The organism is Acidimicrobiia bacterium (assembly GCA_016650365.1).
Classification (GTDB): domain Bacteria; phylum Actinomycetota; class Acidimicrobiia; order Spongiisociales; family JAENVV01; genus JAENVV01.
Genome location: JAENVV010000266.1, coordinates 22,969 through 35,150, shown reverse-complemented (window position 1 = coordinate 35,150; position 12,182 = coordinate 22,969). Strand labels below are relative to the sequence as shown.

Annotated in this window: 15 protein-coding genes; 5 read left to right on the top strand and 10 right to left on the bottom strand. The window is 60.4% G+C overall.

The features are described from left to right. Positions 1–230 precede the first annotated feature (230 nt). A complete protein-coding gene (locus JJE47_15335; GenBank protein MBK5268793.1) occupies positions 231–578 on the top strand; it encodes a hypothetical protein in 348 nt (115 codons plus the stop codon). Positions 579–616: 38 nt separating this feature from the next. On the opposite strand, the gene JJE47_15330 is transcribed toward JJE47_15335, so the two are convergent. From JJE47_15330 to JJE47_15315, 4 genes are all read right to left on the bottom strand, one after another. Then, entirely contained in the window at positions 617–1,090 is a 474-nt protein-coding gene (locus tag JJE47_15330; GenBank protein MBK5268792.1) for a pyridoxamine 5'-phosphate oxidase family protein, read from the bottom strand. A 140-nt stretch (positions 1,091–1,230) separates the two neighbouring features. After that, positions 1,231–2,004, bottom strand: a complete 774-nt coding sequence (gene yaaA, locus JJE47_15325; protein MBK5268791.1) for a peroxide stress protein YaaA — start codon at positions 2,002–2,004, stop codon at positions 1,231–1,233. 140 nt (positions 2,005–2,144) lie between these two features. Next, entirely contained in the window at positions 2,145–2,375 is a 231-nt protein-coding gene (locus tag JJE47_15320) for a hypothetical protein (protein MBK5268790.1), read from the bottom strand. A gap of 13 nt (positions 2,376–2,388) precedes the next feature. Continuing rightward, positions 2,389–3,186: an ABC transporter ATP-binding protein gene (locus JJE47_15315; GenBank protein MBK5268789.1), complete on the bottom strand. Its 798-nt coding sequence runs from the start codon at positions 3,184–3,186 to the stop codon at positions 2,389–2,391. A 114-nt stretch (positions 3,187–3,300) separates the two neighbouring features. Between JJE47_15315 and JJE47_15310 the strand changes: the two genes are divergently transcribed. Next, positions 3,301–3,930 carry an MBL fold metallo-hydrolase gene (locus JJE47_15310; GenBank protein ID MBK5268788.1) on the top strand — a complete coding sequence of 210 codons (630 nt, stop codon included), beginning with the start codon at positions 3,301–3,303 and terminating at the stop codon, positions 3,928–3,930. Between the two features lie 6 nt (positions 3,931–3,936). On the opposite strand, the gene JJE47_15305 is transcribed toward JJE47_15310, so the two are convergent. Genes JJE47_15305 through JJE47_15295 form a run of 3 tightly spaced genes read right to left on the bottom strand, consistent with a single transcriptional unit; the run spans position 3,937 to position 5,463 of the window. Next, positions 3,937–4,200 (bottom strand): DUF2277 domain-containing protein, encoded by a 264-nt coding sequence (locus JJE47_15305; GenBank protein MBK5268787.1) that lies wholly within the window; start codon positions 4,198–4,200, stop codon positions 3,937–3,939. A gap of 19 nt (positions 4,201–4,219) precedes the next feature. Next, positions 4,220–5,032 (bottom strand): metal ABC transporter ATP-binding protein, encoded by an 813-nt coding sequence (locus JJE47_15300; GenBank protein MBK5268786.1) that lies wholly within the window; start codon positions 5,030–5,032, stop codon positions 4,220–4,222. Further along, positions 5,029–5,463 carry a transcriptional repressor gene (locus tag JJE47_15295; protein ID MBK5268785.1) on the bottom strand — a complete coding sequence of 145 codons (435 nt, stop codon included), beginning with the start codon at positions 5,461–5,463 and terminating at the stop codon, positions 5,029–5,031. The genes JJE47_15300 and JJE47_15295 overlap by 4 nt, the downstream gene beginning before the upstream one ends. A 62-nt stretch (positions 5,464–5,525) precedes the next feature. Here JJE47_15295 and JJE47_15290 point away from each other — a divergent pair, with 62 nt between their 5' ends. From JJE47_15290 to JJE47_15280, 3 genes are all read left to right on the top strand, one after another. Beyond that, positions 5,526–6,425, top strand: a complete 900-nt coding sequence (locus JJE47_15290) for a zinc ABC transporter substrate-binding protein (protein MBK5268784.1) — start codon at positions 5,526–5,528, stop codon at positions 6,423–6,425. After that, the gene (locus JJE47_15285; GenBank protein ID MBK5268783.1) at positions 6,422–7,249 is read left to right on the top strand and encodes a metal ABC transporter permease; all 828 of its coding nucleotides are present in this window, start codon (positions 6,422–6,424) and stop codon (positions 7,247–7,249) included. Before JJE47_15290 ends, JJE47_15285 begins: the two co-directional genes overlap by 4 nt. Positions 7,250–7,324: 75 nt before the next feature. After that, complete coding sequence (locus JJE47_15280) at positions 7,325–9,076, top strand: DUF1446 domain-containing protein (GenBank protein ID MBK5268782.1); 1,752 nt, start codon at positions 7,325–7,327, stop codon at positions 9,074–9,076. Here JJE47_15280 and JJE47_15275 read toward each other — a convergent pair. The 3 genes from JJE47_15275 to JJE47_15265 form a co-directional block, all read right to left on the bottom strand. After that, positions 9,073–9,633: a hypothetical protein gene (locus JJE47_15275; GenBank protein ID MBK5268781.1), complete on the bottom strand. Its 561-nt coding sequence runs from the start codon at positions 9,631–9,633 to the stop codon at positions 9,073–9,075. The two genes, JJE47_15280 and JJE47_15275, sit on opposite strands and share 4 nt — an antisense overlap. Positions 9,634–9,719: 86 nt before the next feature. Beyond that, positions 9,720–10,517 (bottom strand): hypothetical protein, encoded by a 798-nt coding sequence (locus tag JJE47_15270; GenBank protein ID MBK5268780.1) that lies wholly within the window; start codon positions 10,515–10,517, stop codon positions 9,720–9,722. 254 nt (positions 10,518–10,771) lie between these two features. Continuing rightward, complete coding sequence (locus tag JJE47_15265; protein ID MBK5268779.1) at positions 10,772–12,181, bottom strand: HAD-IB family hydrolase; 1,410 nt, start codon at positions 12,179–12,181, stop codon at positions 10,772–10,774. Position 12,182 lies beyond the last annotated feature (1 nt).

Sequence of the window (12,182 nt, the reverse complement as noted above, 5' to 3'; positions counted from 1 at the left end):
CCGAGAGGGCAGTCCGTGACGTCGCTGCATCCTTGAGAAGAGACCGACCCAGGGGAGCGTTGAACCAATCGACCGATGGCAAATATGAGACCGGCGAGGCAAGACTGTCGTGGTGTCAGTAGAACCGTTTGGAGGAATCACATCCATCGACGATGGACGGCGCGAATATCTCTTTGGTCGCGAGGATTACCACGATCTCGCGACAGTGACTCACGACTGAGCAGAGGGCGATGAAAGGGAAACAGACCTTCTGGCTCTTGGTAGCCATCGCGGTTGGATCGCTACTTGGCTTCGTCAGCGCGTCTCCGCTTTCAGGACTCGGTGCCTGGAACCTGGCAATCTGGGGGATCGGCAACGTGGCTCTGGGCAATGTGCCTGGTTCCCGCAATTCGAAAATGCTTCGCCTCGGCGCCTATGGACTGACATTGGGGTTTGGATTCATGGCATTTGGCTATTCGGGAGCCGAACCGTTGAACACCCGCGTGTTTCCGTTCCTGTTGATCGGGCTGTTTTCGGCTGCCTGTGCCATCGTCGTCGGCGGGATCGTCCACCTCGTCCGTCAACGTCTCCACCACTAGGTCCGGGCGCCCAAGGTTCTCCCATGATCGACGGCTGGTTAGTACCGGTCGATAGTCATGGTTCCTGTCGTTTCTGTCCAAGACGTGATCACGAGGTGTGTCTGGTCGTCGGAGACCTTGACGAGCGACGCAGATGAGACCGTGAGTCGGAACAGGTCATACGGATCGCCTCCGGGGTGTTCGATGAAGGCTGAGTACGCCTGCCGTGTGGTTGCGTCGTCGACGAGTTCCACGGTGCCGGCGAGCTTGGCGTCTCCGTCGAGAAGTTCGCTTGTGTCGGGATGACTGTGGATCGAGTACCTCGGGTCACGTTTGAGGTCGGTGCCTTTTCGGGATCCTGGCATCGAGCCGAGCCATATGTCCTCGTTCCACCAGCGTACTTCGGTGCCACTCGCCCGGGGAGAACCGCCGCGTCCGAGCGTTGCGATCACATGGTGCAGGTTCGCTTCGAACCGAGCTCGAACGCCAGTCGCCAACTCGGCTGAAATACTTGAAAATTCCGCCCAATGCATACTCATCGAAATCTTAGAAATCCTTCAGGCCCTGCCTAACCGGACCGATGATATTTGACACAAGCAAACAAGACCACGGGCCACCTCCTCCGGCCCTCATGCCGCCCGACGAATCTCTCCTCGTTGGGCGGTTGGTCGTTTCAGGCTGCTCCACGAACAAACGTTGGATTGCTCGTCGTGGAGAGACCAGGGCTGTATTCATAGCCCATCCCGTTAAAGGACCGGAGACCCTTCACCGAAGTCACCTTGTTCCGGATCATCCAGGCGGCCATCTCGCCACGAGCCCGCTTTGCAAAGAATGAAATGATTCGGTATTCACCCCGATTGAAATCCCGGAATACCGGGCTGACCACTTTGGCGTCGAGTTCATCGGTGCGGACCGAGATGAAATACTCCTTGGAGGCCAGGTTGATGAGCACTTTGGTCCGGTACCTGGCCAGGTCTGCATTGAGGGAGTCGGTAATTCGGGTTCCCCAGTACTCGTATAGGTCTTTGCCACGTTCGGTCTCAAGTGCCGTGCCCATCTCCAACCGATACGGCTGCATGAGATCGAGCGGTCGCAGGACGCCGTACAGGCCAGACAGGATGCGCAGATGCTTCTGGGCGTAAGTGAAGTCTCTTTCCCCGAACTCGCTGACGTTCAAGCCCTGGTAGACGTCACCTTTGAAGGCGATGATGGCGGGACGACTGTTCGACCGGTTGAATTCGGTCTCAAAGAGTTGGAATCGCTCGTGGTTGAGCTGAGCCAGTTCATCGGAAATGTCCATGAGGGTGCGAAGATCCGCCGGTGTCTTGGTTGTCATCACCCCCACCAGTTCACTGATTTCGTCCGTCATGCGTGGGACCGAGAATTTCCTGGTCGGCAGTCTTGACTCGTAATCAAGGGTCTTGGCCGGCGAAAGAACGGTGAGCACGGTGCGCATCTCCTGAGATACAACGTCGAAGCGTGATTCTAGGTCAGTCAGCCGGCGCGCCGATCGGGTCCGCGTTGGTGGGCTTCGGGTTGGAGCCGGCAGTCATGACGGACCGTAGCCACGAGAAGTCCGTCGTACTGCTAGGACCCGGGAGTCGGCGGAGGAACTTCTCGGACATCGATGGGTTCTCCGGAGCGACGTTCCTTCTTCCAACGCACGAGCAAGGTCGTGGCCAGTCCCAATGCCAGTTCGTCGGCAAGCGGGATGAAGTCGGGTATAAGCAAATCGGCAATGAACAGGAAGCCGACCACGGCGGTCAGCCAGGGCAGTCGGAGTCTCGAAGCCCACCGAAAAAAGAACTGAGGCAGCATGGCTGAAACAGTACTAGTCAGGCGGGGCGGTTGCCCGCCACCGGCCGTTCTCGGTTGACACCGTTAGCGGCATCCCGAACGTCTCAGACACGGCATCGGAAGTCAACGTGGTCTCGATCGGACCGGAGGCGACGATTTCGCCGCCATTAAGCATGATGATGTGCGTGAACGACGCAGGAATATCGTCGACGTGATGGGTGACGAGCACCATGGGGATGCCGGCATCGCGGCCAAGTTGGTCGAGCGACCGAACGAGACGTTCTCGAGCGCCGAGGTCGAGCCCGGCGTTTGGCTCGTCGAGGAGAAGAAGCTCCGGCTTGGCCATGAGTGCCCTGGCAATCAGAATGCGCTTCTTCTCGCCCTCGGACATGGTGTCAAAGGTCCGGTGAACGAACGATCCTGCGCCAAGGGACTCGATCAGCTGAACGGCCCGGTCGAAGTCTTCCTGTTCATACGTATGCCATCGTGTATCGACGAACGAGGCATGTTTACCGGTGACCACGATCTCGAGGCAGTCATACCCCTCGCGTACGAGATGGGCCGGGGTGGGGCCGACGTACCCGATCCGTTTGCGAAGTTCGCGTACGTCGGACTCGCCAAGGGTGGTACCGAGCACCGTGACTCTGCCACGCGTTGGAAACAGATATGACGAGACCACCTGGAGGAGCGTTGTTTTGCCACAGCCGTTCGGGCCGAACAAGACCCACCGCTCGTGCGCTTGAATCGTCCACGAGATGTCGCTCAGCAGTTTGTTGCCGGAACGAACGACATCTACATCCGTCACTTCTACCGCGGGTTGCTCAGCCACCATGGCGGGCAACACTAGTGCTCCTATGAGGGGCGCATTGTCGCCCCGTCGCCCGACGCCCGGGTCACTCACACCTGCCGCATCCCATTTTTGTGTCTCGTCGGCTAAGTTCAAGCTATGACCATCATCAGCAGACTCGCCGATTCCTGTCTCACGGTTGCTACCGAAGAGGGCACTACGCTTTTTGATCCGGGGTTCTTTACGTTCGATACCGATTTCGTGGACCTCGACGACCTTGGGGAGGTTCAGCGGGTGCTCATCACCCACGAACATGCAGATCATGTGAAACCCGAGTTCGTGAGATGGCTCATTGATAGGGGCGAGGACGTCGAGGTATTCGGTAACCAGGCTGTCGCCGATCTCCTTGTACCCCACGACATCGAGGTCGTGATGAGTAACCCGAACGGCGTGACTTCCGAGGATGTGCTCCACGAAATGCTCCCGAACGGGGCCCGACCTCCGAACCGTAGCTGGACGATCGACGGGGTCCTCACCCATCCGGGAGACAGCCACGATCCGAATCTCACGGCTCCGATTCTGGCGCTGCCCTGCCTGATGCCGTGGGGATCGATGACCGGGGCGGTGGCTTTCGCCAAGCGAGTGGCGCCCTTCCAGGTCATACCGATTCATGACTTCTACCTGTCCGAGTCGGGTCGCCAGACTGCCCGCCATATGGCGTCTGGAGCGTTGAAGAGCGCCGGGATCGAACTGATCCCTCTCGACTGGAACGACTCGTACACCGTGTAGGCCGGGTTAGCGGCTTAGAGCGGCCCGCTCCCTAGCCTTGGCGGCCTCAATTTCGCGATTTCGAGGAGCGGCCGTGGTGACCAATCGCCCGAGCATACGCTCGGTGGCGGCAGCAACCTCTGCGATCGCCTGTTCGAACACCTCGGCGTTGGCTCGGGACGGGGATCGTGAGCCGCTGAGTTTGCGAACATACTGTGTTGCGGCGGCCCGAACTTCTTCAGACGTGGCGGGCGGTTCGAAATTATGGAGGGTTTGGATGCTTCTGCACATGCCCCCATCGTACCGCCGGCTAGCCGTGCAAGTCAGACCGGTCGACCTCAGTATGGATGAGCCGCTCACCATGATGGTGGCGGGCGTCGGCTGGACGATGAGCGGGATCATCCACGAACACCTGGTCACCTTCGATATGTAGCGAACCGTAGGCGGCGCTGAGATGTTCTTGCGTCAGGACCTCGGAGGGCGGCCCGCAGGCAATCACCCGGCCAGAGAGAAGCACCACCCAATTGGAGGCTTGAGCTTCCGCGAGGTCGTGCGTCGTCATGATCACCGTGCACCCATGACTCTGTTCGTCATGGATTACCAAATCAATCGCCTGGGCCGAGGGTAGGTCGAGGCCGGTCAGCGGTTCATCGAGGAGGAGTAGATCGTGCGGCTGGGCGAGGCCCTGAGCGACGAACACGCGTTGGCGTTGGCCTCCTGACAGCTCGGCAAGGTGCCGTCCCGCCAGGCTCTCGATATCCATCCGTTGCATGGCTTTCTCGATCGCCGCGCGGTCGGTCTCGTTAAAGCGACCCAGTAGGCCGGCGTTGGAATACCGGCCCATGGCGACGATCTCAGCGACCGTGACTGGCAATGCTTCATTGACCTTGGTGCTTTGCAGCACGTATGAAAGGCGCGGAGGTTCGTCCCCATGGAGCCGTATCGACCCGGAGCTCGGCTCCACCAGCCCGGCTATCAGGTTCAGCAGCGTTGATTTTCCCGAACCGTTCGGCCCGATCAACGTGGTAACCATCCCGGACGGAATCGAGAAGCTCGATGAGGCCAATGCGACATTGGGGCCGTAGCGAACACTTACATCTTGACCGGATACTGCCGGGTTCATGCGCACTCCGAACAGATGCCCTCGATCTCGAGGGCGTGCCCCCTGGGGAAGAAACGCCCTGAGTTTGTCAGGGATTTGACCACGGACTCGAGGTCCGCTTCGAGATCAGGCGGGGGAGTTATGTCGTCGACGGTCCCACACGAGATGCAGACAAGATGGTGATGATGGCCGGTCAGCCACTCGGCCAACTCGTATCGAGTGACGCCCTTGATCCCATGATGGGGACTGAGCACTTCGGTCTTGTCGAGAATTGCCAGCGATCGGTACAACGAAGACAAGGGAATCGTTCGCCCGAGGTCTTCGTAGAGTTCGGCAGCCGATCGCGGGCCGTCGGCCTTGGATAAGGCCCGAATGAGGGCTTTACGACCCGCCGAGTAGCGAATTCCGGTCTCACCCAGACGCTGCATGATGAGTTGTTCAGTGTTTGCCACGGGCCTGTCCTGTGGGTATCGTTGAGGCGAGAATAGGAATCATTATCATTTTCCACAAGTTTTTGAGAGCGTTCGTCCTGTTTGGCCTGCTGGTGGGGGCTTGCTCGACGAACCCGGTCGTTCCGTCCGGCCAGATAACCATTGTCGCCACCACCTCGGTAGTCGCTGACCTGGTCGAAAACGTGGTCGGTGACCGGGCTCAAGTGGAGCTTTTGATGCCCTTGGGAGCCGATCCACACGAGTTCCAGTTGACAGGCAAGCAGGTTGCCCAACTGAGGGAAGCCGACCTGGTGGTTGCGATCGGTCTTGGGCTTGAGGCCACGGTCATGGACACTCTCGCCGCAGCCGCCGCTGAGGGGGTGCCTGTTGTCGAACTTGGCCCATTGCTGAATCCCCGCAGTTTTCCCGATGGCCAACCTGATCCACACGTTTGGATGGACCCGCTCCGCATGGCTGATGCGGCGCTTCTGGTAGCTGATGCTCTGGCTGCTCGAGACGGGACCCTCGATTGGAAGGTGAGCGCTCAAAGCTATGCCGATCAGCTCATCGAGACAGACCGGACCATCGCCTCGCTAATGGCTGGGCTGCCAGCGGATCGCCGAGTGATGGTCACCAATCACGACGCATTCGGGTATTTTGCCGATCGATACGGTTTGGAGATCGTTGGTGTGATCATCCCTGGCGGGTCCACGCTTGCCAACCCGTCGTCCGCGGAGCTCGCCGACCTCGTCAAGTTGATTGACGAACTCGGTGTTCCGGCCCTGTTCGTGGAAACGACCGAGTCCGATAAATTGGCGATGGCGATCGCGTCCGAGACGAACTCGCCGATCACGGTTGTCGATTTGCTCGGTGCCTCGCTGGCGCCCGCCGGCAAACCAGGTGACACGCTCATCTCGCTCCTGCTCGTGGACGCCGAACGTATCGTGGCCGGCCTCGGAGATGGACAGGAGCAAACTCCATGATTGGCTGGTTCCTTGAACCGTTTGCACTGGGCTTCCAACAACGCGCCCTGATAGGTGGGGTTCTGGCCGCGGTTGCGATGGCCGTCGTCGGGACCTGGGTCGTTCTGCGAGGTATGTCGTTCCTAGGCGATGCGCTGGTGCATGGGGTAGTGCCCGGTATCGCCCTGGCCATTCTGTTCGATTTCAACGTGCTGGTCGGCGCAGCCTTGGCCGCTCTTGTCATGATTGGGGGGATCAACCTGGTCCATCGGCAAACCACCTTCAACGAGGACACAGGGATCGGCCTCCTGTTTGTAGGCATGTTGGCGCTCGGGGTGATTCTCATCTCGAAGACAGCCACCTATGCCACCCGCTTGACAACGGTGCTGTTTGGAGATGCGCTCGGAGTCACTCAGGGCGATCTCGTCGGCTTGGCCTTGTTGGCCGGGGTGGCCATTGTGGCTTCAATCGTGTTGTACCGGCCGTTTCTGGCTCTGGCGTTCAATGATCAGAAGGCCAAGCTTCTCAATATGCGTCCGGGTCTCGCCAACGCGGCACTGCTGGGCCTGATCACCTTCGCCATCGTGGGGTCTTTCCAAACGGTCGGCACGCTCCTCGTGTTCGGCCTACTCATTGGACCGCCGGCTACGGCGGCGTTGTTGGTCAGGCGGGTGCCCACGATGATGATGACCAGTGCGGTGATCGGCGGGTTGAGTGTGGTGGTCGGTCTGGTTGTCAGCTACCACGCCGAGACCTCTGGATCGGCCACGATGGCCATCGTGCCGGTGGTGCTGTTCTTCCTGGTGTTGGCGTTTCGCAGTGTCAGACGGGCGCATCCCGCGTAGAGAGCCAATCAAGGTACACCCGGTCCGAGGCGCACCGATTACAGTGCTCATCGTGACCCGTTTCCAAGGTACCTCGTGAGAAGGCCTGTCAAGATCGCCAATGTTTCCGGGTTTTTTGGTGATCGACCGTCGGCTATGCGGGAACAGCTCACGGGTGGGAAAGTCGATATTCTAACTGGCGACTACCTGGCCGAGTTGACAATGCTCATCCTCGCACGGACCCGGCAGCGAAGCCCGGATGGAGGATATGCAAGAAGCTTCGTTTCTGATCTCGCCGGGGTTCTCGACCTCGTCATGGCCAATGGAGTGAAAGTGGTCGTCAACGCCGGAGGTCTCGACCCCGTCGGTTGTGCCGAAGCGGTACGCAGCGCGGCGAATGAACAAGGCTTGACCCCGGTAGTTGCGGCCATTACCGGGGATAACCTGCTCAACCGACTCGAAGGACTCAAGTCCGCAGGGGAGCTGTTCAGGAACCTCCAGACCGGTCGTGAGCCAGACCTCCCCTTTGTCACGGCTAACGCATACCTCGGCGGTTGGGGTATTACCGAAGCGCTTAGGGGCGGAGCCGACATCGTCATTACCGGTCGAGTTACCGACGCGGCGCTGGTATCTGGCACGGCCGCCTGGTGGCACGATTGGGATCGCCACGACTACGACCGGCTGGCGGGATCGGTGGCGGCCGGTCACATCATTGAGTGTGGGCTCCAGGCGACCGGAGGCAATTACTCGTTCTTCACCGAGCTCGATGACCTGGAATACCCGGGCTTTCCTTGGGCCGAAATCGCCGACGACGGGAGCGCCATGATCGGGAAACACCCCGGGACGGGCGGAGCGGTGACCCGGGAGACAGTCGTCAGTCAACTCCTGTACGAAATCGGCAGCCCCGCCTATCTCGGCCCCGACGTGATCGCTCGTTTTGACACCCTTGAGGTCGAGCAAATCGACCTCGACCGGATCCAGGTTTCGGGCGCTCGGGGCGAAGCCCCGCCGGAGACCCTCAAAGTGGCTGCGTCGGTTCCTGGCGGTTACCGCAACGTGATGACGATTGGGATGACCGGTTTGAACCAGCCATCCAAGGCCTCGTTGCTTCATGAGCAGATTTGGCGCGCAATTCCCTTTGAACCATCCGATTTCGATGACGTGGATGAGTCGGTGATCGGTTCTGCCGTCGAGAATCCGGCGACCAATTCCCAGGCGGTCAGCTTCTGGCAACTATCCGTTGCTTCCTCGGACGAGGACAGGGTTGGTCGGGCGTTCTCGAATGCGGCCATTCAGACGGTACTGGGGAGCATTCCCGGCATGTTCGGGCTCATGCCGCCAACCGGGGCGACGCCTTTTGCCCGGTATTGGCCCACCTCCATCGACCGCAACCAGATTGTGCAAACGGTCGCCATCGGGGACCGAATCCTGGAAGTGAGCGAGACCGAGCCGGTGAAAGGGGATACGATCGTCGTGCCCAGCCGACCGCGTGTCTGGCAGGGTGGCGGCGGCACGCAACACCTCCCTCTCGGTACCGTGGTGGGCACCCGCTCCGGAGACAAAGGAGGGTCCGCCAATCTCGGTGTGTTCGCCCGGGGCGCCGACGGGTTTGATTGGCTGTCCGGGTTTCTGAGCACCGATCAGCTCAGGGAGCTACTTCCGGAACTAGACCAACTTGAGGTCGATCGTTATGAACTGGCGAACCTGTGGGCGATCAATTTCGTGATCCACGGACTCATGGGCGACGGCGTGAGTTCCTCGTTACGCCTTGACCCACAGGCCAAGGGACTCGGCGAGTATTTGCGGGCGAAGCTCGTGGACATCCCGGTGTCATTGGCAGGCGGTTAGCGCCGCCACCATCGTTTGGGCTTCTTCGGACGAAGTTCTGCTTCAAGCTGTCTGGCCGTTTCGTCGAGGGCGTCTGCTTCCATGCTGCGGGCTTCAATGTCGAGCAGGAGCCGATCGCGGGTCTCCCGGCCTGCTTCGGACAGGTACCGATCTTCGATGCTACCGACGAGCGACCGAGCGAGAGGAAGGTCAAACGCCGCGAGAGCATCTTCAGCTTCTTCGAGGCGCCGAACGTGAGCTTCGATCTTTCTGGCGCGCCAGGAGATGGCTGCGGAGAGTTGAATATCGGCCGCCTCCTGGAGTTCGATCGGCAAGACGGACAGCAAGGGAGTGGTCAGCGGATCGTCGGCGATTTCGAGGAGCGTCTCAAACTTGTGATTACGAGCGGCGGCTTGGATGGCGTTACTTCGCCGGCGCGCCGCCGGTTCGCAGGCCAAGCGGGCCAGTGATAGGCGTTTGGTGGCGGATTCGCGATCTTCATCGGGCAGCGTTTCGATGAGTGTCTCGGCATCGGCAAATTGGTACGCAGCCAGTAATTCATCCATCTGGTCGGTCATGAAGCCCATAAACTAACGCACACCCGCGGCTATCACTCCGGTGAAGGTCAAACCCACGACGGCGGCGGCCACCCAGAGGCCCTCCTCTACTCATCGAGCGTGCCCACGAAGACCTCGGGTGAGCACCAGAAGGCGTAGGGACGAGGCATGGCGCCTTCCTCTCCATCGATACCGGTGACGATCTCGCCGGCGACGTCCACCAGTAACTCTGTCCCGGCGCTGTCTACGAAGAGGTAGAGCGGGGGCCTGCCCGGATGGCCCGAGTCCATTTCCTCGGTGAACTCGCCTCCCACGGTGGGGTCGTCGGCAGAGCCGTCGAAGGGCTCGGTGCCATCGATCTCCAGTGAGTAGGCATTGCACGCTGGTAGGGCCTTGGTGAAGAAGAACTCTGCGGCTTGAGCGAACCCGTCATCGCCGTTTTCACCTTCGAGAACGGTGCCGACGAAGACCTCGGGCGGGCACCAGAACGAATAGAACTGGCCGATGTGCCCTTCGGGCCCGTCGGGGCCGGTGACCACGCCGGCGTTGACGTCGACCAGCAGTTCAGTGCCCTCGGCATCGACGTAGCGGTAGACGCCCGGCGACACCTCTTCGGTGAACCCGCCACCAACGGTGGGGTCGGTCGTGGAACCGTCGAAGTAGGTGGGGTCACATCCCTGCAGCGATTGGTCGAACAGCGTTTGGGCTGCGGAGAAGTCGGTTGACGCATCCGTTGTCGGTGGCCCGGTCGTTGGTGGCTCGGTCGTCGGTGCCTCGGTTGTAGCCGCGGGAATGCCGGTGGGAGCGGGGGCGTCAGTTGTTTCCGTCGTACCACTATCGCCGCACGCCGCCAGCACAAGAGCCGCAAAGAGCGCTAGCAGTAGCAGTTTGGAGAGTCGAGACATGTTACAGAACCACTTTGCATCGGGGTCCTGAACCGGATGCCAGGACGAGGCACGAACAGCAATCTTGCCACGATCCTATATACAAAGAGCTTACCTCGGCAACCCTGGCCGATCTGGCCGCCATCGACGCCGCCCTCGAAGCCGGCGGCCACCGCTCCGATACCCCACCCCATCCTGAGGGCACCGAGAGACACGGTGAACGCGACTAGAGAGCGTTGACAGACACTTCGGGCCTGCGGCGAAGCTCGACCGGACTAGGACTCCAAGGCGGCGGCAAACTGGAGGCGAACCCGTTCAACGTGTTCGGCCAAGGAATCGACCGTCCAGTCGACGGTCGGGATCGGCTCAAGAACGTCAACGCGCACGGTGGCGGACCGCATGATGCGGGCCCCCCGGGGGAGTACGTCGAGGCTGTTGTGGATGACGATCGGGACAATCGGTACCCCGGCTTCCATGGCAAGATGAAACCCACCCTTTTTGAAAACTCCCAGGCGTGGAGTGACTTGTCGGGTTCCCTCCGGTGAGATCGCCACGCTGAGGCCCTGTCGGATGCGCGTGGCCGCCTCGCGGAGGGCATCTACCGCGGCGTCATGATCTGACCGGCTGATGAATATGACGTCACCGAACTCAAACACCTGCCCGACAAACGGCATGGCTTTGAGCTGTTCCTTGGCGACGGCGGTCACGTCGCGCCGCAGCAATTTCATGAGCAGGAGACCGTCGAAATTGCTCTGGTGGTTGAACATGAAGACGGCCGGGCGGTCGGACCACAAGTGCGCTTCGCCGCTGACGTCGAGGTTGACCCCGGCCAAAGCCACCGCCAGATCCCCCCAGGTCGAGGTCATCAGGTTGATCGCCTGCCGTCGATCCCGGTTGAGGAGTCCGGCCGTCAGTCCGGCGGTTGCCGCAGTCAGGACGCTCGCTTGAGCCAGGATGGTGCGGACGATCTGGGTCTTGGTTGGCGTGCCGCGACTCTCAAAATCGGTTGGTAGCCACCCACGTGCGTCAGCAGCCTTGCGAAGTTTCTTGTCAGGATTGAGTGGCTGGGGATGACCGACCAGGTCGAGGAGCGGCAGGTCCTCGTATCCGTCGCTGTAGAAGAAGGCATCATCCAAGGAGGCCTTGATACGTTCCGCGTATGCCGTGGCTTCAGTGGCCTTCTGGGCGCCGAAAATGATTGGTTGCCCCACACCACCGGTCACATGGCCATGCTCGACTTCGAGGGTGTTGCAAATGACGTCGTCGACATCGAGGGACTCGGCCACCGGTCGGGCTTGCATCGTGGTTGCAGCTGAGAGAAGCACCACCGTATGCCCCTGTCGTTGATGAGCCCGGATAAGTCGACGGACCTCCGGGTAGATCATCGCCGCGATGGTCTCCGTAAAGAGCCGATCAGCCAGGTCATCGATTTCCTCGACCGACATTCCTGCCATCGCCTTCGTCGAAGCTTGGAGTAGTTCTTCGAATGAAGCGTTCCCCGCCTGGTACCGAACGGCTACCGCGGCCACACCGAGATTGGTCAGGTCGGGGCGTCGAATTCGATCCTGGGCGAATACGAAAGCAGTAAAGCCCGCCAGGACGGTTCCGTCCATATCAAAAAAGGCCACGACGCCAGGTCCAGTGGGGGCGGTTTCGATTTGGTCGATCAGGGCGGAGATGTTCACC